19 protein-coding genes are annotated in these 21,203 nt (G+C 70.0%); 10 read left to right on the plus strand and 9 right to left on the minus strand.

Going from position 1 to position 21,203, the window contains the following annotated elements:
• Window positions 1-33: 33 nt before the first annotated feature.
• Together CES90_RS14725 and CES90_RS14730 are read right to left on the minus strand one after the other, a co-directional pair.
• Complete coding sequence (locus tag CES90_RS14725) at window positions 34-1,146, minus strand: SPFH domain-containing protein (RefSeq protein ID WP_189785478.1); 1,113 nt, start codon at window positions 1,144-1,146, stop codon at window positions 34-36.
• Between the two features lie 29 nt (window positions 1,147-1,175).
• On the minus strand, window positions 1,176-1,613 hold the full coding sequence (locus tag CES90_RS14730; protein WP_189785477.1) for an NfeD family protein: 438 nt from the start codon (window positions 1,611-1,613) through the stop codon (window positions 1,176-1,178).
• A gap of 290 nt (window positions 1,614-1,903) precedes the next feature.
• Here CES90_RS14730 and CES90_RS14735 point away from each other — a divergent pair, with 290 nt between their 5' ends.
• The 7 genes from CES90_RS14735 to CES90_RS14765 all read left to right on the plus strand — a co-directional run bounded on the left by CES90_RS14735 (window position 1,904) and on the right by CES90_RS14765 (window position 9,215).
• Window positions 1,904-3,838 (plus strand): bifunctional polysaccharide deacetylase/glycosyltransferase family 2 protein, encoded by a 1,935-nt coding sequence (locus CES90_RS14735; protein WP_189785504.1) that lies wholly within the window; start codon window positions 1,904-1,906, stop codon window positions 3,836-3,838.
• 18 nt (window positions 3,839-3,856) lie between these two features.
• Window positions 3,857-5,050: an LCP family protein gene (locus CES90_RS14740; RefSeq protein WP_189785476.1), complete on the plus strand. Its 1,194-nt coding sequence runs from the start codon at window positions 3,857-3,859 to the stop codon at window positions 5,048-5,050.
• A gap of 142 nt (window positions 5,051-5,192) precedes the next feature.
• Window positions 5,193-5,621, plus strand: coding sequence for a hypothetical protein (locus tag CES90_RS14745; protein ID WP_229914108.1), 429 nt, complete (start codon window positions 5,193-5,195; stop codon window positions 5,619-5,621).
• A 601-nt stretch (window positions 5,622-6,222) separates the two neighbouring features.
• Window positions 6,223-6,822, plus strand: coding sequence for an RNA polymerase sigma factor (locus CES90_RS14750; RefSeq protein ID WP_373313496.1), 600 nt, complete (start codon window positions 6,223-6,225; stop codon window positions 6,820-6,822).
• Between the two features lie 86 nt (window positions 6,823-6,908).
• Window positions 6,909-7,778, plus strand: a complete 870-nt coding sequence (locus CES90_RS14755; protein ID WP_189785474.1) for a hypothetical protein — start codon at window positions 6,909-6,911, stop codon at window positions 7,776-7,778.
• 280 nt (window positions 7,779-8,058) lie between these two features.
• Window positions 8,059-8,250: a putative ATP-grasp-modified RiPP gene (gene tgmA, locus CES90_RS14760; RefSeq protein WP_189785473.1), complete on the plus strand. Its 192-nt coding sequence runs from the start codon at window positions 8,059-8,061 to the stop codon at window positions 8,248-8,250.
• Between the two features lie 14 nt (window positions 8,251-8,264).
• Complete coding sequence (locus CES90_RS14765; protein ID WP_189785472.1) at window positions 8,265-9,215, plus strand: MvdC/MvdD family ATP grasp protein; 951 nt, start codon at window positions 8,265-8,267, stop codon at window positions 9,213-9,215.
• Between the two features lie 111 nt (window positions 9,216-9,326).
• Here the strand turns inward: CES90_RS14765 and CES90_RS14770 are convergent, their stop codons facing one another.
• Window positions 9,327-9,998, minus strand: a complete 672-nt coding sequence (locus CES90_RS14770; RefSeq protein ID WP_189785471.1) for a lytic polysaccharide monooxygenase auxiliary activity family 9 protein — start codon at window positions 9,996-9,998, stop codon at window positions 9,327-9,329.
• Window positions 9,999-10,286: 288 nt separating this feature from the next.
• On the opposite strand from CES90_RS14770, the gene CES90_RS14775 reads away from it, so the two are divergent.
• On the plus strand, window positions 10,287-12,182 hold the full coding sequence (locus CES90_RS14775) for a PA domain-containing protein (protein WP_189785470.1): 1,896 nt from the start codon (window positions 10,287-10,289) through the stop codon (window positions 12,180-12,182).
• A 352-nt stretch (window positions 12,183-12,534) separates the two neighbouring features.
• Here the strand turns inward: CES90_RS14775 and CES90_RS14780 are convergent, their stop codons facing one another.
• Complete coding sequence (locus CES90_RS14780) at window positions 12,535-13,302, minus strand: ATP-binding cassette domain-containing protein (RefSeq protein ID WP_189785469.1); 768 nt, start codon at window positions 13,300-13,302, stop codon at window positions 12,535-12,537.
• A 226-nt stretch (window positions 13,303-13,528) separates the two neighbouring features.
• Between CES90_RS14780 and CES90_RS14785 the strand changes: the two genes are divergently transcribed.
• Complete coding sequence (locus tag CES90_RS14785; RefSeq protein WP_229914107.1) at window positions 13,529-14,566, plus strand: substrate-binding domain-containing protein; 1,038 nt, start codon at window positions 13,529-13,531, stop codon at window positions 14,564-14,566.
• A 38-nt stretch (window positions 14,567-14,604) separates the two neighbouring features.
• Window positions 14,605-15,618 (plus strand): ABC transporter permease, encoded by a 1,014-nt coding sequence (locus CES90_RS14790; protein ID WP_189785468.1) that lies wholly within the window; start codon window positions 14,605-14,607, stop codon window positions 15,616-15,618.
• Window positions 15,619-15,639: 21 nt separating this feature from the next.
• On the opposite strand, the gene CES90_RS14795 is transcribed toward CES90_RS14790, so the two are convergent.
• From CES90_RS14795 to CES90_RS14815, 5 genes are all read right to left on the minus strand, one after another.
• Window positions 15,640-16,908, minus strand: a complete 1,269-nt coding sequence (locus CES90_RS14795) for a PP2C family protein-serine/threonine phosphatase (protein WP_189785467.1) — start codon at window positions 16,906-16,908, stop codon at window positions 15,640-15,642.
• A 382-nt stretch (window positions 16,909-17,290) separates the two neighbouring features.
• The gene (locus tag CES90_RS14800) at window positions 17,291-18,565 is read right to left on the minus strand and encodes a DUF418 domain-containing protein (protein WP_189785466.1); all 1,275 of its coding nucleotides are present in this window, start codon (window positions 18,563-18,565) and stop codon (window positions 17,291-17,293) included.
• A gap of 152 nt (window positions 18,566-18,717) precedes the next feature.
• Window positions 18,718-19,965: a sensor histidine kinase gene (locus CES90_RS14805; protein WP_229914106.1), complete on the minus strand. Its 1,248-nt coding sequence runs from the start codon at window positions 19,963-19,965 to the stop codon at window positions 18,718-18,720.
• Window positions 19,962-20,639: a two-component system response regulator CseB gene (gene cseB / locus CES90_RS14810; protein ID WP_189785465.1), complete on the minus strand. Its 678-nt coding sequence runs from the start codon at window positions 20,637-20,639 to the stop codon at window positions 19,962-19,964. The genes CES90_RS14805 and cseB overlap by 4 nt, the downstream gene beginning before the upstream one ends.
• A gap of 37 nt (window positions 20,640-20,676) precedes the next feature.
• Complete coding sequence (locus CES90_RS14815; RefSeq protein ID WP_189785464.1) at window positions 20,677-21,144, minus strand: hypothetical protein; 468 nt, start codon at window positions 21,142-21,144, stop codon at window positions 20,677-20,679.
• Window positions 21,145-21,203 lie beyond the last annotated feature (59 nt).

A 21,203-nucleotide genomic window follows, 5' to 3' on the forward strand; every position in this document is an offset into this window, starting at 1 on the left:
ACTGACCCGGCGTGGCCTCGTGGCGGCGCGTGCTCAATCCCCGGACGTCCGCCCCCGGCGCGGCACCTGGGGCGACTTCGCGGCCTCGGCCTCCGCCTTGGCGTCGCTCACCGCGGCGGCGGCCTGCTTCCCGGCCTCGTCAGCAGCCGCAGCGGCGTCGAGGGAAACCGTCGAGCCCGCAGCGAGTTGCGGAATCCGGGTTTCGGCCGACATGTCGTCATGGTCGGCGGTGGCTGCCGCTTCCTCACGTTGCACAGGTTGGGGAGGGCCTGCCGTCGCCTCGTCACCGAACGCTCGGGTGACGGTCCGAACCGCCTCGGTCAGCTCCCCAGGGATCACCCAGAACGTGTTGTTGTCGCTGCCTGCCAGGTGCGGGAGCGTCTCGAGGTACTTGTAGGCCAGGACCTTCGGGTCGGCATTGTTGCGATGTACGGCCTGGAAGACGAGCTCCACCGCCTTGGCCTCGCCGTCCGCCCGCAGGATCATGGCTTGTTGCGCGCCCTGGGCCTCCAGGATGTCCTTCTGCTTCGTGCCTTCCGCGGTAAGGATCTTGGCTTGCCGCTCCCCTTCGGCGTGCAGGATGGCCGCACGCTTGTCACGCTCGGCCCGCATCTGTTTCTCCATCGCTTCCTTGATGGTGTGCGGTGGATCGATGGCCTTGATCTCGACGCGGTTGACCCGGATGCCCCACTTGCCGGTGGCATCGTCGAGGACGGCACGGAGCCGGGAGTTGATCTCCTCGCGCGAGGTGAGCGTCTCCTCCAGGTCCATGCTGCCGATGACGTTGCGCAGCGTGGTCACGGTGAGCTGATCGATCGCCTGCAGGTAGTCAGCGACCTCGTAGGCCGCCGCCCGCGGGTCCGTGATCTGGTAGTAGAGCACGGTGTCGATGTTCACCACGAGGTTGTCCTCGGTGATCACCGGCCTGGGGTCGGACGAGTAGACCTGCTCGCGCACGTCGAGTCTGGTGTTGATGCGGTCCGCCACCGGCACAACCAGATTGAGGCCGGGCTGCAGGGTCCGGCGGTACCGGCCGAACCGCTCGATGTTGTAGCGGCGCGCCTGCGGGACGATCCGCACTGTGGAGGCCACGAGGAAGACGACAACGATGGCCGCCACAAGAGTGAGGATGACGACGGGATCCACAGTGCCTCCGTTGCTGTGTGTTCAGCCGTTCACGGAAGGAGCTCGCGGGGGTAGACGATGGCCGTGGCGCCTTCGATCTCCATGACGTCGACCAGCGCTCCCACCGGAATCACCAGGCTTTCGTCGAAGGCGCGGGCGGACCACTCCTCGCCGGACAGTTTGATCAGGCCGCGGGTCGCGGTGACCTCCTGCACGACCTCGGCCCGCTTGCCGATCAGCGCATCACTGCCCTCGCGTGTGAGGGGTTGCTGTGCCATATGCCGCAGCGCGATGGGACGGACGATGAAGAGGCCCGCTGCCGCGGTTGCCGCGAGGGCCACCAGCTGGCCGAATAGGCCGATGCCCACACCGGCGACCACGGCGGCGACCAACGCGGCGCCCGCCAGCAAACCGAAGACCAGTGTCAGGGTGAAGAACTCCGCGACACCCAGTGCCGCGGCGGCGAGCAGCCATAGGAACCACGGCATCGAATCGCCCTCCTTCAGGGGCCTTCTCCACCAAGCTACCTCCCGGAACGCCGGGCAGACAGACATGGCGGCTGCGGTCCTTGAACGGTGAGGGGGACCCGCGCAACCGCTGGACGCTCACCGAGGCCCGCCGCCTGTCGGAACAGCGACATCGCAGCCGCGCCCAACAGGGCGGGCCGGCATCGTCCCCGGCCGCGAACGGCCCAGGCCGGGGACAGCGTCCCCGGCCTGGGCCGTCCCCGCAGGGCGACCTCGGTGTCCAGGCGCTTCTCGGTGACTGCACCAGGCCGGTGCCCGAGGCCGTGGACGAGAGCGGTCCGGTCCTGCGCCGTATCAGCGGGAACGACGTCAAGTCCTCGGCCGTGCCCGCACGCACTGTCGCGCTCACCTACGACGGCGGCCCCGACCCCGTATGGACCCCGCGCCTGCTCGACCTGCTGCGCAAGCATCATGCGCACGCGACCTTCTTCCTGTTCGGTGCGCAGGCGGCACGCCATCCGGAGCTGGTGCGGCGGATCCTCGCCGAGGGCCACGAGATCGGCTCGAGCACGTACACCGGGGCCGACCTCGGTTCGTCGTCGCGTGCGCGCACGGCGATGGAGCTGACACTCACCCAGAAGACCCTCGCCGGCGCGGCGGGCATCCACACCAGCCTGCTGCGGATGCCGCTGACGACCCAGGTGGACACGCTGTGCGGCGCCGAGTGGACGGCGGCGCGACGGGCTGCCGCGGACGGCTATGTGCTGGTCGCCGCGGACCGGCCCGATCGTGATCCCGCGTACGGGACGGTCCGCCAGTTCAGCCAGACGGACCTGGCGTACGAGGAGACGAAGGACCTGCTCGGCAACCGGCACGCCGACCGGTTCACCACCGTCACGGACGCGCTCGGCATGCCCGCGGCGAACACGCGGGTGTCCGCAGCCGAACGGTGGCAGGGCAAGGCGTTGATCTGGACCACGACCGCCGGTCAGGCGTTCACGCACGCCATGACCTGGGTGCTGCTGGCGCTGGGCCTGTTGGGCGTGGTGCGGCTTCTGATGCTGACCGTGTTCGCCCGCGCCCATGTCCGGCGCCTGACCCGCCTCCGCCCCGGCGCGCCCTGGCTGCGGGAGGTCAACGCACCTGTGACGGTGCTCGTACCGGCGTACAACGAAGAGGCCGGCATCGAGTCCACCGTCCGTTCGCTCCTCGCGTCCACGCATCCCTACCTCGAGGTCATCGTGATCGACGACGGCTCGACGGATCAGACGGCGGACCTCGCGACCTGGATCGACGACCCCCGGGTGCGGGTGATCCGGCAGCCCAACTCGGGCAAGGCGGCCGCGCTCAACACCGGTCTGGCACACGCCTCGTACGACATCGTCGTGATGGTCGACGCCGACACCGTCTTCGAGGACGATGCCCTGTACCGGCTCATCCAGCCGCTCGCCCACCCGGCCGTCGGCGCGGTCAGTGGCAACACCAAGGTGGGCAACCGGCGCGGGCTGCTCGGCAGATGGCAGCACCTGGAGTACGTCTTCGGCTTCAACCTCGACCGGCGGATGTTCGAGGTGCTGGAGTGCATGCCGACGGTGCCGGGAGCCATCGGCGCCTTCCGCCGGGACGCGCTGCTGGGCGTCGGTGGGGTCAGCGAGGACACCCTCGCCGAGGACACCGACCTCACGATGGCCCTGTGGCGGGCCGGCTGGCGGGTGGTCTACGAGGAGTCGGCCATCGCCTGGACCGAAGTGCCCACCTCGCTGCGGCAGTTGTGGCGGCAGCGCTACCGCTGGTGCTACGGCACGCTCCAGGCGATGTGGAAGCACCGCGGAGCCGTCCTCGAAGTGGGCACCGCCGGACGCTTCGCGCGCCGCGGACTGACGTATCTGACGATCTTTCAGGTAATCCTGCCCCTGATCGCCCCGGTCGTCGACCTGTTCGCGCTGTACGGGGTGCTCTTCACCGATCCTGTGCGGTCGATGGGGGTCTGGGTCGCCTTCCTCGCCATCCAACTGTTCTGCGCCGGTTACGCGTTGAGGCTCGACAGGGAGAAGCTGCGGACTCTGTGGTCGATGCCGTTCCAGCTCTTCGTCTACCGGCAGCTGATGTATCTGGTCGTCATCCAGTCCGTGTTCGCCCTCCTGGGCGGCACCCGGCTGAAGTGGCACCGCATGCAGCGCTCCGGGACGGCTGCCGACCAGCAGCTCAGACAGCCGTCCGCCCCAAGACAGCTGTCGTCGAGGTGATCAGGAGTGGTTCCGCCCATGAACGAGTGGCATCGGCAGAACGGAAACGGAGAGGCGCGGGCGCCTCGCGTGATCACGGGCCAGGTCATCACGGGGGACGGGTGGGAACGGGAGACCTTTCCGTTCCAGGCGCCCCCACAGCCGCCGTCGGACACCTACGGCGCCGCTCCGAGGAACGCGGGCGGCGGCCACCCGTCCAGGACCAGAGCGCCCTGGGTGCGCCCCAGCCGTCACCGCCGGGTCGCGCGTCTGCTGGTGCTGCTGCTCTGCGCGCTGCTCCTCGCCTCGGGCGGCACATACGCCTGGGCCGACCTCAAGCTCGACCGGGCGGTCGACCTCGGCGAGGCCGGGGACCGTCCGCCGCGAGGGAAGGGGACCACGTACCTTGTCGTCGGCTCCGACAGCCGTGAGGGCCTGTCCGAGCAGGCCAAGAAGGATCTGCACGCCGGCGGTGGCGGCGGCGGCCGTACCGACTCGATGATGCTCCTGCACACCGGTGCCCACGGCACCACGATGGTGAGCCTGCCCCGCGACTCGTGGCTGACCATCCCGTCGTACCTCGACCCCGACACCGGCAAGCGGCACCGTCCGGCGAAGAACAAGCTGAACGCGGCTTACTCCCTGGGCGGCGCCCGGCTGCTCGTGCGGACCGTCGAGCTCAACACGGGCATCCGTATCGACCACTACGCGGAGATCGGCTTCGGAGGCTTCGTCGGTGTGGTGAACGCCGTCGGCGGCGTGAACATGTGCGTGGACCGGAACATCAAGGACAAGAAGTCGGGTCTCGACCTGAGGAAGGGCTGCCACACCCTGGACGGCGCCCAGGCGCTGGCGTTCGTCCGCCAGCGGCACCAGGAGGCCCAGGGCGACCTGGGGCGCAGCAGGAACCAGCAGAAGTTCCTCGCAGCGCTCGCCGACAAGGCGGCGACACCGGGCACCGCGCTCAATCCGTTCCGGGCGTATCCCCTGCTGGGCGCGGCGCTGGACACCCTCGTGGTGGACAAGGACACGGACCCGCGCACCCTCGTGTCCTTGTTCCAGGCGATGAGGAGCGTCTTGTTGGGAGGTGGCCGGCAGCTCAACGTCCCCGTGGACGGCCGTGGAGTCAGTACGGCGAAGGGCAGCGCCGTGCGGTGGGACGCGGCGAAGGCGAAGCGGCTCTTCACCGAGCTCCGGAACGACCGGCCGGTGACCGTCGAGGGGAAAGGCTGAGCAGCCGGCATCGAACGTCCCGTTCCGGCCCCCGACCGTTCCGGCCCCCGACCGTCGTACGGCGAGCTGGGAGCGGATCTGCGGCAGTTGCCGGATTCCCGTGGGTACCGGGTGACGGGTCGGCTGCCGACCTCGCTTGTCCGTGTGTGACGACAGAGCAGCAAGCGAGACCCCACACCAGTCGAACGCCGCGGCCAAGCCGGTGCGGTGGGCGGCGGACACGGTGTCGACGATCCGGGAGGGGGCGCGGTTGCGCCTCGACCACTGGGCGACGAGCCTCTGGCACGTCGATCGGATGATCGACGCGCTGCGGCGGGAGGCAACGCCCTACCCCGCCATGGAGAGCGTGCTGCGCGGTTTCGGGGCGTACGCGGGTGAGGTGATCGTCCGACAGGCGGGCGGCGAGTGGTGGTCAGCGGGCGGCGACCACGGGATCCGCACCGTCGACGGACGGCTGTGGAATCCCCTCGACGAGGCCCGCCGCTGCTTGTCCGGACAGGGGTCACTGCGGCTGCTGTGCCGCGATGCGACGGCGGGCGCACCCGAGCCCCGGGATCAGCGGCCCCGGTGAGGTCCGTCAGAGCCCTTCTGAGGTCACCGCCGTCGGTGCGAAGGATGTGGGGGGCGGCCGGATCCCCGTGCGTGGGCGGAGCCCCGGCCACCCCCGTCCCTCTCCGTTCCGCTCCCGGAGCGGAGGCAGGCGCGGCACGGAGAGAGGTCTGGGAATGGTGAGTTGCGTCACCCGACTCGGGCCGGACGGTCTTCGTCGGCCCGTCGAGTGCGGACTCGTACTCACACAGCGCACGACCAGCGCGAAACGTCACCTGAGGCAGGCACATACGGTGGGTCGCGCGCTGGTGTCCGAGCACCGGATCCGCCGGGCATTGATGAGCCGTCACGTTGCCCGGTCCGGTCCACGTGTCGGCTCAACGTCCGGACGTGGCCGGTCTCTTGGCGTCGCCGCGCGAACCCTCGCACCTTCGGTGACTGTGCGTAGAGGCACCGGTGACAGCATGAAGGTTTCTGATGCGTTGTGACACTTCTGTGACGACTGACGCTGATCACCATGGGCCGTCGACGCGACCGGAGCACGGCGGACGGCATGAACTCGCTATGAACCGGTGTGAACGAGGGCAATTTTGGGCCAGGTACGGCAATCCCGACGCGTACGGGTGCACGACGAAGAACTGGGCGCGGCAGTCGCGCGGGCCCAGGACGGTGACGAGGCCGCGTTCGCGGTCGCCTACCGGATCGTGCAGCCGGGCCTGCTCGGCTATCTGCGCGGGCTCGTCGGCGACGAGGCGGAGGACGTGGCGTCCGACGCCTGGCTGGAGATAGCCCGCGACCTCGGACGGTTCAAGGGCGACGGCGCCGGGTTCCGCGGTTGGACGGCGACCATCGCCCGACACCGGGCGCTGGACCATCTGCGCCGCCAGCGCGTACGGCCCCGCGCGGGAGGGAGCGAACAGGAGGTACTGGACCTGCCCAGCCCGCACAACACGCATGAGCAGGCCCTGGAGTCCCTCTCCACCGAACGGGCCCTGGAACTGGTCCGCGGGCTGCCGCGGGACCAGGCCGAGGCCGTCCTCATGCGCGTCGTCGTCGGCCTCGACGGCCCCTCCGCCGCACGCGTCCTCGGCAAGCGCCCGGGAGCGGTGCGCACCGCCGCCCACCGAGGCCTGAAACGCCTCGCCCGACAGCTGGGCGTCGATACCGAGACGGAGGACGGTGTGACGGATGAGGCTTCCCGGACGCTGGGGGAGTCGAAATGAACAACGACGGTGACATGTCGGCCAGGCAAACGTCAGGCCCCGTACACCGGATGAATCCAACCGGTCGGACAGGAACGGAAGCGGACATGGGTGAACGGCTGAGCGGCGGCGGAGTTCCAGACCGTCGGCGTGCGCACCCAGGCGGCGCCGCGTCCGGCCCGCGGTACGTGCGTGACGCCGCCGCACTGGAAACGGCGCTGGCTGCCGCCATACGCGGAGGCGATCTCGACCCCGAGGCCGAACAGCGGGCCATGGCCGCCTTCCGGGCCGCCCGCGGCGCGCACGCACACCGCGCGCGTACCAGGCGCCGGGACGACTGGCGGGTGCCCGCCGAGCGGCGTGCCGGGCGCCCGGTGAAGATGACGCTCGGCGTGGTCTTCGCCAGCCTCACGCTGGGTGGTGTCGCGGTCGCGGGCATCGGCTCGGCCGGCTCGTCCGCGGACGGGGCCGACACCAGGGAAACCACGCACCCCTCGGCGACCACCTCGGGCCGACCCGGAGATGGAGCCCCGTCGGCGTCCTCCCGCGGCCCCGCGCCGACGGATGGCCCGGCCCGCGCCCAGGACACCCAGGCCCACTGCCGCGCCTACGAGCAGGTCGAGGACCGCGGCAAGGCGCTCGACGCGAGGGCCTGGCAGCAGCTCGTCACGGCCGCCGGCGGGAAGAACAAGGTCGCCGCGTACTGCGCCGAGCAACTGGCAGGGGCGACAGCCACACCGAGCGGTCGAGGTGCCACGGGCAACCCCGGCGAGGGCGCCGCAGACACCGGCAACGACACGGCGGGGAGCACCGGCGCCGCCCGCAACGGCACGCCCGGCAACAACTCCGGCAACAACCCCGCCGACAACCCCGGCGACAACCCCGCCGACAACCCCGCCGACAACCCCGCCGACAACCCCGCCGACACGGACAACCCGGCAGGCAACGGCCAGACAAGCAGCGGGAAGGGCCAGTAGCCCCCGCGCCCGCCGCTCTGCCCCCGCGCCGTTCGGGGCGTGGCGCTCTCGTTCGCCCACCGTACGCATGCACCTGTGACGTTTGCAGCGTTCATTTCGATCTACAGATCATGGGGAATTTGAGCATTTCTGATGCTTCTGATGTCGAATATGTGAATGAGTCAGTGTGAATGGCGTCGATGTGCCGACCTTCCCCGAACGCGCCAGAAGTGATGAATTCCTTGCGCACGGAACGCGTGAGGCGCTGCGCACGGGCAGCGTGCGAACTTGGAGGTTTCGAGTGCGACCGTTCACCCTCAACTACGCCCGCCCCAGGGCGCTTCCGACCGTGGTGACGCCCTATCGATTCGACGAGTCGCTTCAACTGAACGTGCTTCCCGACGGACGGCTGGCCGTCAGCGATCCGGACCTCCTCCTGGCGGCCGGTACGACGACGTCCACCGCCGGTTCCCAGACGCACTTCGACGACTGACGATCCGTAAGCGGATGACCGTACTGATCCTCACGTCCGAGGAGGACGTCACCGCCGACATGGTGGTGGCCAAGCTGCACAAGACGGGGGTACCCGTGATGCGGCTGGACCCTGCCGACCTGCCGGGCAAGGCCGTGTTGTCCGCGGGTTACTCCCATGGCGACTTCAAGGGTCACCTGTCGGTGAACGGACATGTGCTCAGCATCGGCGGCCTGCGTTCCGTATGGGTGCGCAGGCCCGGCGAGCCGGCCGCGCACGCGCCACACCCCTCACCATGGCTGACCGCCGAGACCCGTCAGGCACTGTTCGGACTGCTCTACTCCGGCTCCCCCCGATGGATGAACCACCCGCGCAACGCCGATCAGGCCCGGCTGAAGCCATGGCAGCTGAGGGTCGCTCATCTCAGCGGCTTCGCCGTACCGCCGACTCTCATCACCACCTCGCCACGCCTGGCACGGCAGTTCGCCGCGGAGCACGAGAACGTGGTGGTGAAGTCCGCCTCGGGGCCGCCGCCCGGTGACCCCGCACTGGCTCTGCCCACCACCCTGATCGGCCCCGACACGGACTTCTCCGGCGTCGCGGCCGGGCCGGCGCTGCTGCAGCGGTACGTGCCCAAGCATGCCGACATTCGTCTGACCTGTGTCGGCACCCGGCTGTTCGCCGCTCGGAAGGTGGCCGAACCCGGCCAGGTCGACGGGCGGTACGGCGACACCGGGCACGCCTGGGAGGCGGTCCCGGTTCCCGAACGTGTCGGCAAGTCGGTGTACGAGTACGTCGCCCTTGCCGGACTGGCGTATGCCGCCTTCGACTTCGCGGAGGAGGACGGTATCTGGTGGTTCCTCGAGTGCAACCAGAGCGGCCAGTTCGGCTTCGTCGAACTGGAGACCGGGCAGCCGATCTCGGAGGCGGTCGCGCTGTGGCTGTCACAGCGCGAGGCGGACCATCGTGTTCCCCAGTTCCGGTGAGACACCCACCCGACAAGCGGCGGCCATCTCACGCCACCGCCCGACACCGGCGGGTCCGTGCCCCATCACCCGTCGGACCCAGGGGGTCCGACGGGCGTCCGGTCGCGTGCGTCAGCGGAAGTTCACGTCACTGCACAGGAAGTAGGTCTGGTCCAGGTGCGAGGCCTGCCAGATCGTGTAGACGACGTGGCGTCCGCTGAACCCCGAAGTGCTCACGGGGATCGAGTAGTTCTGGCTGGGCGCATACCTGCCGGTGCGGGCGACCAGCTGGAGGTCACTCCACTTCAGCGGCTGGGTGGTGGGGTCGTAACCCTGCCGCGTGACGTAGACCAGGAAGTAGTCCGCGCCATGGCTGGCCTGGTCGTACAGCTTCACGGTGAAGTTGCTGGAGATGTCCGTCGTCTTCCACGGACCTGCGGCGTCCAGGGAGTTGTAGCGGCCGCCCTCGCTGCGACCGCCGCTGCACAGTTGCCCGTCGGGGACAACGGCCTGGAAGTTGCCGGCGGAGCCGTTGCGGTAGAGGCCGTTCCAGTTCCACATGGCGTTGGCGTCGGCCCGCCATGCCTGCCAGCACATGGGGTCCTGCTGGGCCATGGCCGGGTTCAGGTGGTCGTTGCCCCAGCGCTGCCAGCAGCCGTAGTTGCGGGATGCCGGGTCGACGACCGAGCCGTGGGCGACGGCGGTGCCGCTCCAGGGGATCAAGCAGAGAAGCACGGCGGTCAGGACGCTCAGAAGGAGCGTCGGACGTAAACCCATTCGCATGTCATGATCATGCCAATTCATGAATCCTTCTTCCGGGTGTGGGGGTTGCTTCCGGGTAGCGCTGTGGGGGTGTGGGCACTCTCGGCGTGGGAGCGCTCCCAATGCACAGGCTGCGCCTCTCGCTCCGGCCCGACAACCGGTGGATTGCGCCACTTCTCGCGCCCTTGGCGCGTTCGCCGCGGTGACGGTTGGACGCGGTGAATACGATCACGTTAACGCGGCGCCACATCCCTTCCCTCACAGGACTGACACAGACTAAGTTGCCCTGGCTGCCCCCCGCGCCCCTTCACTCTCAGACCAAGGAGAGCCATGGGAAGAGCCATGGGCAGAGCGAAGTTCCGCGTACGTGCCGCGAGTTGTCTCGCGGCGGCGGGCCTCGTCGCCGGTTCCTTCGCCGGCGTCGCCCGAGCACATGACGGTGTCTCCGCCGACGACGGCGGTATCGACAACGCCGAGGCCACACACGATCACCACAGCCACCAGCACGGTGGTGACGAGGGCCATCTCCCCGCCGGCAGTGAGAACGTCCGCCTCGTCGGCAAACTGGGCCTGAAGAACGTCGAACCGGAGAAGATCGCCGACGTCGGCGTCTTCAACGGGTACGCCTATCTCGCCGCCTGGGGCGGCGCGACCTGCAAGTACAACGGCGTGCACGTGGTGGACATCCGCAAGCCCGCCGCGCCGAAGGAGGTCGCCTTCATCCAGGCGAAGGAGGGCAGCGCACCGGGCGAGGGCATCCAGACCCTGCACATCGACACCCCGTACTTCAACGGCGACGTGCTGGTCAGCAACAACGAGAAGTGCAAGGACGCCGCCGGCTTCGGCGGCATGAACATCTACGACGTCAGCGACCCGGCGCACCCCACCCCGCTCGCGGAGGGCGTGGGCGACAAGACGGTCATGGGCCAGGGCAAGAAGGACGCCAACGACATCCACAGCGTCTACGCCTGGGACGCCGGAGACAAGGCGTACGCGGTCATCGTCGACAACGAAGAGGGCCCGGACGTCGACATCGTCGACATCACCAACCCCAAGAAGGCGAAGGTCATCGCGGAGTACGACCTCGACGAGGCGTTCCCGCAGATCGTCCAGGACGCCCCGGCCAACCTCACCGAGATCTTCCTGCACGACATGGTCGTCAAGGAGATCGGCGGCCGGCAGATCATGCTCGCCTCCTACTGGGACGGCGGCTACGTCACCCTCGACGTGACCGACCCGGCCAAGGCGACCTACCTCGGCGACACGGACTTCGCCGCGCTCGACCCGGAGGCGCTGGAGAGCGGACTGGAGGTCGCGCCCGAAGGCAACGCCCACCAGGCCGAGTTCACCCTCGACAACAAGTACGTCATCGGTGCCGACGAGGACTTCGGGCCGTACGCGCTCACCGCCCGCAACCTCACCGACGGCACCGAGCTGACGGCGAGCCAGGGCAGCAACACCACGCGCCTGGAGGAGGGCCAGAGCATCACCGGCGACTCGGTCTTCGCGGGCCGGGCCTGCCCCGGCGACCCGGCGGTGCCCGCCGGTGACCCGAACGCCGTGGACGTCGCCGTCGTCGAACGGGGCGTGTGCACGTTCAGCGAGAAGGTCGCGAGCGTCATCGCGGCGGGCGGCTACGACGCCGTACTCGTCTTCAACCGCACCGGCACGGACGCCTGCGACCAGGCGCTCGGCATGAGCGTCGAGGGCGACATCCCGGCCTTCGGCGTCGCACCGCGCGGCCAGGGCTTCGCCCTCTTCGGGCAGTCCTACGACGACGCGGCCTGCCTCGCCGGAACGGGCCCCGAGCAACTGCCGGTGGCGCTCGGCACCAAGGGCGACCGGCTGGCCTTCTCGTCGTACTTCGACGGCTGGGGCTACGCGCACCTCTACCGCAACGAGAACGGCAAGCTCACCGAGCTGGACACCTACGCCGTTCCCGAGGCGCACGACCCCGCCCACGCGTCGGGCTCCGGCGACCTCTCCATCCATGAGGTGGCCGTCTCGGAGAAGCGGGCCGACCTGCTCTACTTCTCTTACTACGCGGCCGGTCTGCGCGTCGCGAAGATCGTCGACAACGAGATCGTCGAGGTGGGCCGGTACATCGACGAGGGCGGCAACAACTTCTGGGGCGCCCAGGTCTTCGAGTCGGGGGGCAAGGAGTACGTCGCCGCCTCGGACCGCGACCACGGGCTCTACATCTTCGAGTACACAGGAGAACTGTGAGCAGCGGGCCCGCTCCTCTGTGAGCAGCGGGCCCGCTCCGGAACGGGACCACTGACAACGCGGGGCCGCGCCGATGCGGGCGCGGCCCCGCATGTCGCGCTGTGAACGCCTCGGTCGACGGCGGGCCTTCGAGAACGCAGCCCATCCGTTCAGGACGACCGGGCCGGCGCGGATCGCTTCCGTCAGCGGATCTCGCGCGAAACCACCAGACCGCACGCGCCCGTCGTGCTCTCACAGGCGACGTTTCCCGCGGCCGGCACGGCGCGAGAGCCGGCCGCACCTGGCGGCCGGTCCCCGCGCGCGAGCCGCGCCTGCGCCGCTCATCAGCAGCTGGTCCGCCCGATCGCGCGGGTCATTTGCTGCTTGTGGCGCCGACGATGGAGGAGAAGATCATGTCCTGCGCTGTGGTCGGCACATGGAAGAAGCCGTTGTTGCGGCCCAGCCGCAGCACCGCCGCCTCGTCCGCCACGGCCTTGACGTCTCCCAGGTTGTGGCTGATGAGAATCACCCCGATGCCCTGGTCGCGCAGCTCGTCGACGATATCGAGGACATGACCGGCCTGAGTGACGCCCAGCGCCGCGGTGGGCTCGTCCAGGAGGACGGCCTTCGGCTTGCCGAGCAGCGCACGGGAGATCGCCACGGTCTGCCGCTGGCCCGCGGACAGGGCTGCGACCGGCGCACGCACGTCGGGAACTCGGATGCCCAGTGCGTCGAGCTGGCGTCGCGCCTCCCCGCGCATGCCGCCGTTGTCCATCAACCGCAGCAGGCGGCCCCGGATACCGGGGGACCGCCGCTCCCGCCCCAGGAAGAGGTTCTCGGCGACATCGAGGGCGTCGCACAGCGCCAGGTTCTGGTACACGGTCGCGATGCCCAGGCGCTGAGCGATCTGCGGGTTCCTGATGTGGACGACCTCGCCCTCCCACTTGATGACGCCCTTGTCGGCCGGGGCGACACCCGCGATGACCTTGATGAGGGTGGACTTGCCGGCACCGTTGTCGCCCAGTAGGGCCACGACCTCGCCGCTGCGGAGCTCAAGATCGACATCCTCGAGGGCTTGGACTGCGCCGAATCGCTTGGAGATCCCGCGCAATGACAGCAGGGGCGGCCCAGTCGCGCGCATCTCACCCTCTCCGCCCGATCACGGTGATGCCACCATCTTTCGCCCCTCTCAGGACGGGCGCAACTCTCAGCCGGATCCGGCACCGACCGGAAAAGAAGATCGGTCATGGCCGGCGAAGAGGAGTTCATGGGAGAGGATGTGATGCGATATTTGTTGACAAACAGGACACGTATGTGAGCCTCAGAGGCTTCCAGACGCTGGACCCGGCCGGAGGAGGGTGTCACCGATGGCGCACCACCACACCGTCCGCAGGCACAGCCGACCACGGCGCCCCCGGCAGGGGGCCGTGCTCCTCGTGGTGGGCACGCTGCTGCTCGCCTCCGCCTGTGGTGGGGGTCAGGACTCCGCGGAAGACGGCGGGACGCGGAAGGTCACGATCGGGCTGGTGACCAAGACCGAGACCAATCCGTTCTTCGTGACCATGCGCAAGGCCGCCGCGGACGCGGCCGAGAAGAACGGCGCCGAGCTCATCGCCCTGGCCGGCAGGTTCGACGGCGACAACGAGGGCCAGGTAGCCGCGATGGAGAGCCTCATCGCCCGCGACGTACAGGGAATCCTGATCACACCGTCGAACACGACGGGGGTCCTCGGCGCCATCGCGGAAGCCCGGCGACAGGGCATCCTGGTGATCGCGCTGGACAGCGCCACGGACCCCGAGGACGCCGTGGACGCCACGTACGCGACGGACAACGTCAAGGCCGGACGCCTCCAGGGCGCCTACGTCAGGACCGCACTCGCCGACCGGCCCCCCGAGCTGATCATGCTGGACGGTACGGAGGGCTCCTCGGTCAGCCAGCAGCGCCACGACGGGTTCCTCGACGGCTTCGGGATCAAGGACGACTCACCGGCGATCCGCGGGCGGGCGAACACCAACGGCGACCGCAACCTGGCGCAGACCGCGACGGAGAACCTGCTGCAGCGCACGACCGACGTGAACTCGGTCTACACCATCAACGAACCGGTGGCCGACGGCGCCTCCGCGGCCATCGCCGCACGCGGCCTCACCCGGCAGGTGACCATCGGCACCATCGACGGCGGCTGCGACGGCGTGCGGGCCGTCAGAGCCGGCAAGTACGCGGCCACCGTCATGCAGTTCCCGGTCAGGATGGCCGAGCAGGGTGTGGACGCGGTCACCGAGTTCGTCGAGAGCGGGAAAGAACCGTCCGGCTTCACCGACACGGGCACGGAACTCATCACCGACAAGCCGGTGCGGGGACTGGCGTCACACGACACGGACTGGGGGCTCCAGCGCTGCTGGGGATGACTTTCGTACGCCGACCGGTGGAAGGAACCAGCACAGGCATGAGATCTCCCGGGACCACGAGCCCCACCGCCGGGCCGGAGCCGGGCGCCGCGCTGCGGGAGGCACTGCGATACGCCCTGCGCACGCCGACGGTCGGCCCGCTCACCGCCCTGGCGGTCGCCGTCCTCGTCTTCTCGCTCACGACGGACACGTTCATGACGCCGGGGAACCTGTCCCTGGTACTGCAGCAGACGATCGTGATCGGCACCCTGGCGCTGGGGCAGTCCCTGATCATCCTCACCGCGGGCATCGACCTGGCGAACGGGGCCATCACGGTCCTCGGCACGATCGTCATGGCCAAGCTCGTCTTCGAGGGGGGCAACCCCGCGGCGGCACTGCTGCTCGGCCTGGTCGTGGCGACCCTCCTCGGGCTCGTCAACGGCCTGCTCGTGGCCCGGCTGGGCCTGCCCCCCTTCATCGTCACCCTCGGTGCACTGAGCGTCGTCTACGCCACGAGCAGGCTCTACTCCGATTCCCGCAGCTATCCGGTGACCAGTGATCTGCTCGACTTCTGGGGACACGGCGTCCACCTCGGCGGCGTACTCGTCACCTGGGGGACGTTCCTGCTCCTGGGTCTGTACGCGTACTTCTGGTACGTGCTCGGCAAGACGGGCTGGGGCCGGCACATCTACGCCGTCGGCAACGCGCCCGAGTCCGCGCGCCTGACCGGCATCAACGTCCGGCGCACCATCCTGTCGGTCTACGTCGTCGCAGGACTCCTCTACGGCATCGCCGCCTGGCAGGCCCTCGGCCGTATCCCCAACGCCGACCCCAACGCGTACCAGACCGCGAACCTCGAGAGCATCACCGCCGTCGTCATCGGCGGGACCAGCCTCTTCGGCGGGCGGGGAAGCGTCGTCGGAACGCTGATCGGAGCGCTCATCGTCAACGTGCTCCGCTCCGGCCTCACCCAGGCGGGCATCGACAGCCTCTATCAGGATGTCGCGACCGGGACCCTCGTCGTCGTCGCGGTCGGCGTGGACAAGGTCCTGCGCAGAGGCGACACCCGCTGACACCGTCGAACAGCAGCACTCCTACAGGCGGACGGCGATCAGCGCGATGTCGTCACGCGCGCCGCCGCTGACTCCGAAGCGGGCCAGCGTCGCGTCCGTGAGGTGGTCGGGGCTGAGGTGGGCGGAGTGGGAAACGGCGTCGCACAGGCGGTGCAGGCCCGCGTCGATGTCCTCGCCCCGGCGCTCGATGAGCCCGTCGCTGTAGAGGATGAGGGTGTCGCCGGGCGCGTACGGCAGCTGCGCCTCGGTCCGGGGGCCGTGTTCGGCGTGCGCGCCGAGGGGCGGGTCGGTGGCCTGGTCGAGGAGGTCACAGGTGCCGTCGGTGTGCAGCAGGACCGGGGGCGGGTGGCCGGCGCTGCTGTAGGCGATCAGGTGGTCGCCGGGATGGATCACCGCATTGACGGCGGTGGTGGTGAGCGCCCCCTCCACACAGAGGGCGTACCGGCACAGCACCTCCAGGGCCTGGGCGGGTTCCTCGACGGTACGGGTCGCGGCACTCAGTGCGCTGCGGAGCATGCCCATGACGGCGGCCGCCCCCAGGCCGTGGCCGACGACGTCGCCGACCGACACCGCGAACGAGCCGCCGGGCAGATCGATCACGTCGTACCAGTCACCGCACACGTTGAGCGAACCCACGGCAGGCAGATAGCGCACCGCGATGTCGGGGTGCCGGACCAGATCCGGGGAGGTGAGCATCGCTTCCTGCAGGGTGACGGCGACCTGGCGCTCACGGGCGTGGGCCCGGCGCAGTTCCTCGTTGAGGCGCTGCAACTCCTGGGCCCGGGAGTACAGCTCCGCCTCGAGGGCCTCCAGTTCGACCTTGCTCCCGGAGGCCGGTGCCTCGTCGTGCGCCTCCTCCCGGCGGGACCGGCGGGAGCGGACGAACTCCGTCACGTCCTCGACCCGGTGGATGATCCAGGCGACGGTCCCGTCGGGGGCGATCACCGGGGTGTTGATCGGGGACCACCAGCGCTCCTCGAACGCGCCCGGCCGGTCCACTATGGGGATGTCGTACTTCTGCAGCGCCATCGTGTCGCGTTCCCGGGTGGTCAGGACCCGGTGCAGGGAGGCGTTGAGGTTGCTCACCCCGTCCGCGTCGGGGTCCGCCGGATTGTCCGGGAAGGCGTCGAAGATGTACGTCCCGACCAGGTCCTCCCGGGTACGCCGGGTCGCCCGCAGATACGCGTCATTGACATCGACGATCACCAGATCCGGGCCGAGGACGAGGTACGGACTCGGTGTGGCGGCGAACAGCGCCGCGTAATCGATCCGCGATGCGACTCTCGACATCTGCATGGCTACTGCCCGCCATCCCGAAGCCTGGGATCCCCACCTCTCAATGTACGAGTCAGAGGAATCGGCGCACCCGGGCAGGAGTCCGGTGTGCTCTTGGGGCAGCGGGCGGAGGCGTTCCGCAGGGCATCGGGGGCGCCGGGCAGGATCCCCAGCGTGGTGCCCGGGTGGGCGGTCGGCCGCGTGTCACCGCGCGGTATGAAGTGATCGTGCGCGGCCGACAGCCGGGGCTTTGGCGGACATCACCCGCAGTGGCCGGCGCTTCCCCGCAGAACTCGCCGACGCCTGGCGCACGGAAGCCGCCCGCGCCCCGGTGTCCCCCTGCGCGGCGGCGCCCACCCGCCGGGCCTGACCAGCACGACCGTTGTCCGCCCGAGGCTCATCGGACGCGATTCGCCAGTTTGGTGGCGCCGTTGAGCAGGTACTCCAGCGGGCCACGGCGGAAGAAGCGGGACCAGATCGCCGCGAACAGGGTGGCCCCGAGGACGAAGCAGAGCAGCAGCGTGGCGGAGGCGGACTGCGGCGGGGTGGCAGATTCGCCGGGCAGGGCGAGGATGACCAGGATGTGGCCCACGTAGAGGGTCAGGGACATGGTGCCGACGGCGATGATCGGAGTCGCCAGCCGGCGCAGCCACGGCAGTCGGTCCAGCGCCACCGTCAGGCACAGGAGCACGGTGATGGCGATCCCGATGCTGCCGATGAGGTCGAACGTGGAACCGGTGTGCGGCTCGGCTGCCAGCAGCCCCCATGCGTCGGGGCCCCACAGCCCACTGCCGACCGGCATGTCGAAGGCTCCCGCTGCCATGCCGGGGTCCTTCATGGCGTCGAAGTCCTTCATGTCAGGCATCCCGGCCATGATCTTCTGGTCGCCGCCGGTCACCCGGAGCACCAGCCACGAGACGCCGTATCCGAACGCGATCAGCGCGGGACCGACCACGGCAAGCCGCCGCCGCACCGCGCCGGAGGTCAGATCCAGCCGGCCCAACGCCATGCCGGTGACCACGAAGGTCATCCAGGTGATCGCCGGGTAGAGGCCGGTGAGCAGGAGGTCGAGCACGCCCACGCCGGAGAGTCGCGCGAGCGGGTCGTAGGAGTCGATGGTCTTCACGAGCGACTCGGTGAGCAGCGCTCGGAGGCCGTATGCCAGCTGCGGTGTGACGACCGCCAGCGCGACCGCGATGGTCGCGAGCGTCCTGGCCCGCAGCCGCAGCAGGGGCAGGGCCAGCAGGAAGTACAGCGCGTAGAAGTTGAGGATCCCGGCGCCGCCGAAGTTGGTCATCGCCAACGCGGTGCCCAGCACCAGCAGGATCGCGGCCCGGATCACGATCCGGGCCCTCGCCTGCCGGCCGGCCAGCCCGGTCTTCGGCTCGCGGCGGCCGGCGATCAGCATCAACGAGAACCCGGCGAGGGTGGCGAACAGCGCCGACGCCCGGCCGCTCGCCAGGCCGAGGAACCAGTCGCCGACGCCGCCCCCGGGTGTCGGAAAGGGGCCGACGTGCACGGCGAACATCCCGAACACGGCCAGTGCACGGGCGAGGTCCACCCCGACCAGCCGTGCCATGGACGAAGGGCGTTCCGTCGCCGTGCCGGACTCGGGAGCGGATAAGGAACGCGGGGGCGCGGGCGCCTTCTTGGCGGTTTCGATCTCAGTCACCGGGACAACGGTGCCGAAGCGCAGTGACGGTCAACCATCCGACGGACTGCGGGAGTTGACCCGCCGGTCGGCCCTTACCACCCCGCCGATCGGCGGGGGTCGGTCGGCCGTACACGAGCGTGTGACACCACCCAGGACCCGCCTCCGGCGGATCACTCCGCCGGCAGCCGCAGCTCCGTCTCCGCACCGCCCTCCGGACGGTTACGGAAGGTCAGGCGGGCGCCGAGCAGGCGTGCCTGGCCGGTCGCGATGGTCAGGCCGAGGCCGGTGCCGCCGGTGCGGGAGCCCGTGCGGAAGCGCTGAGGGCCGGAGGTGCGCAGCACGGCGAGCAGATCGGGCGGGAAGCCGGGGCCGTGGTCGCGGACCCGGACCACAGGGCCGTCGATCTCCATCTCCACGGGCGGGGCGCCGTGCCGCAGGGCGTTGGCGGCCAGGTTGGCCAGGATGCGTTCGACGCGGCGCGGGTCGGTGGCCACGACCGCGTCGGTCACGACGTTCACCCGCACGACGTTCACCCGCACGTCGTCGAGCCCGGCGACCGCACGCCGGGCCATCGCGCTCACCTCACGCTCCTCGGTGTCCACCGCCACCTGGGAGTCCAGCCGGGCCACTTCCAGCACGTCCTCCACCAGCCCGCGCAGCTTCCGCACGCTGCCCGCCACCAGTTCGGACGCCCGGCCGGGCGGCAGCAGACCGACCGCCGTCGACATGCCCGCGACCGGCGTGCGCAGTTCGTGCGCGATGTCGGCGGTCACCCGGCGCTCGGCCTCCAGGCGGGCACCGAGCGCGTCCGCCATGGTGTTGACGGAGGCGGCGAGCCGGGCGATCTCGTCCCGGCCGTGGGGGCGTACCCGGGCGTCGAGGTCGCCGTCGGCGATGCGTTCCGCCGTACGCGCGGCGGCCGTGGCCTGCCGTCCCATCCGCACCCCCAGCAACAGTCCGGCCAGGGACACCAGGACGGTGACGGCCGCGCCCGTGCCGAGCAGCGTCCGGTCGAGCCTGGCCAGGGACTGCTCCTCGCGGGCGTACGAACGGCGGATCGCGAGCACCCTCCGGTCCGAGACCCGGGTCGCCGCCCACAGCACCGGATACCTTTCCCCGTCCTCCAGGTAGGTCACGCGGACGTCGTTGCGCACGGCCCGTGCCACCGGGCCGGGCAGGTCAGGGGGGTCGAGCCTGGCGTCCGACCTGCGTCCGTCGGCGTGGTCGTGGGCGGCGCTCACCAGCTCCTGGTCCAGGCCGGAGCGGGCGGTGGCCAGTTGGTGCACGGCGGTGGTCCGGTGCACCAGCACCCCGATCGTCCCGGCCACACACAGGGCCGCGGCGGCGACGGCCAGGGCGACCTTCGCCCCCACGCTCAAGGCGGGCGGCCTCAGGTTCTTCACGGCGGGCCGTCTCACGGGCGCAACTTGTAGCCGAAGCCGCGCACCGTCTCGATCCGCTCCCGGCCGATCTTGGAGCGCAGGCGCTGCACATGGACGTCCACCACGCGGGTGTCACCGGACCACGCGTAGTCCCAGACCCGCTCCAGGAGCAGGTCCCGGGAGAGCACGTTCCCCGGCGAGGCCGCGAACTCGCTCAGCAGTTTCAGCTCGGTCGTGGTCAGCGCGAGCGGCTTTCCGCCCCGGTGCGCGGTCAGGGACACCGGGCAGAACTCCAGGTCCCCGAAGCGCAGGCGCGGGCTCTCGGCCGGCTGCTCGGCGGGTGCCGCCCGGCGCAGCAGGGAGCGGATGCGGGCCACGAGGACCGGACCGTCGAAGGGCTTGGTGACGTAGTCGTCGGCGCCCGCCTCCAGTCCCATCACCACGTCCACCGGGTCGTTGCGGGCCGAGATCAGCAGCACGGGCACCCCCGACTCCTCGCGGATGCGGCCGGCCAGGCTCACTCCGTTGAGGCCCGGCAGCATGATGTCGAGGACGGCCACGTCCGGATGGCGTTCCCGGAAGAGCGCGAGCCCGGTCAGGCCGTCGGCCGCGGTACGCACCCCGTAGCCGCGTTCCTCCAGCGTGAGCCGCGTGGCCTCCCGGATCAGCTCGTCGTCCTCGACCAGCAGCACATCCTGAGCAGCGTGCATCGCGTTCCCTCTCCGACGGTCCTCTCCTGTGCCGTTCTCAGGCATCCGGTACGCCCAGGTCCATATCGTCACTGCCTTTCACCCAGAACGGCGCGGGGGGATGTACGGGGGTAAGGGTCATACGGCTGTAGAACGCCACGTCCCCGCGCCTGACCGGATCGCTCAGGACGACGTTGACCCGGTAGCTCCGCGGGTTGCCGTCGGGGCAGCCGGACAGGCAGGTCACGTCCGTGGAGGTTCCGGTGGCCCGCGCCCGGGACGAGCCCCAGTCCCGCCATGTCAGCTTGTCCAGGGAGACGCGCATGGTCGCTTCGACTTCCGTGGGGCGCTGCCAGGCCCGGCCGTACCAGTCCGTCATGTACACCGGCCCCGTCCAGGGGATCGTCGTCGCCGCCTTGCCCTCGACCCGCACGCCGCCGTCCACCCCGCCGCACCCGGTCAGGCAGACGGTCAGGGATGCGGCGAGCACGGCGCACGGCACGAGTCGGCGAAGCCGCATCCGCATCACCTTCTCCTTCCGCCCGGTGCCTTGACCGCCCTCGCTGTTCGTCCGGCGGGGCCGTC

The organism is Streptomyces capitiformicae (genome assembly GCF_002214185.1).
Lineage (GTDB): Bacteria > Actinomycetota > Actinomycetes > Streptomycetales > Streptomycetaceae > Streptomyces > Streptomyces capitiformicae.

What these genes read in the sequence shown, in the direction of transcription:
- CES90_RS14740 (WP_189785476.1), top strand. Translation starts at nt 3,857, where the DNA reads ATGAACGAGTGGCATCGGCAGAACGGAAACGGAGAGGCGCGGGCGCCT.
- CES90_RS14795 (WP_189785467.1), bottom strand. Translation starts at nt 16,908, where the DNA reads ATGTCGAGAGTCGCATCGCGGATCGATTACGCGGCGCTGTTCGCCGCC.
- CES90_RS14770 (WP_189785471.1), bottom strand. Translation starts at nt 9,998, where the DNA reads ATGAATTGGCATGATCATGACATGCGAATGGGTTTACGTCCGACGCTC.
- CES90_RS14730 (WP_189785477.1), bottom strand. Translation starts at nt 1,613, where the DNA reads ATGCCGTGGTTCCTATGGCTGCTCGCCGCCGCGGCACTGGGTGTCGCG.
- CES90_RS14780 (WP_189785469.1), bottom strand. Translation starts at nt 13,302, where the DNA reads ATGCGCGCGACTGGGCCGCCCCTGCTGTCATTGCGCGGGATCTCCAAG.
- CES90_RS14775 (WP_189785470.1), top strand. Translation starts at nt 10,287, where the DNA reads ATGGGAAGAGCCATGGGCAGAGCGAAGTTCCGCGTACGTGCCGCGAGT.
- CES90_RS14790 (WP_189785468.1), top strand. Translation starts at nt 14,605, where the DNA reads ATGAGATCTCCCGGGACCACGAGCCCCACCGCCGGGCCGGAGCCGGGC.
- CES90_RS14765 (WP_189785472.1), top strand. Translation starts at nt 8,265, where the DNA reads ATGACCGTACTGATCCTCACGTCCGAGGAGGACGTCACCGCCGACATG.
- CES90_RS14785 (WP_229914107.1), top strand. Translation starts at nt 13,529, where the DNA reads ATGGCGCACCACCACACCGTCCGCAGGCACAGCCGACCACGGCGCCCC.
- CES90_RS14815 (WP_189785464.1), bottom strand. Translation starts at nt 21,144, where the DNA reads ATGCGGATGCGGCTTCGCCGACTCGTGCCGTGCGCCGTGCTCGCCGCA.
- CES90_RS14755 (WP_189785474.1), top strand. Translation starts at nt 6,909, where the DNA reads ATGGGTGAACGGCTGAGCGGCGGCGGAGTTCCAGACCGTCGGCGTGCG.
- cseB (WP_189785465.1), bottom strand. Translation starts at nt 20,639, where the DNA reads ATGCACGCTGCTCAGGATGTGCTGCTGGTCGAGGACGACGAGCTGATC.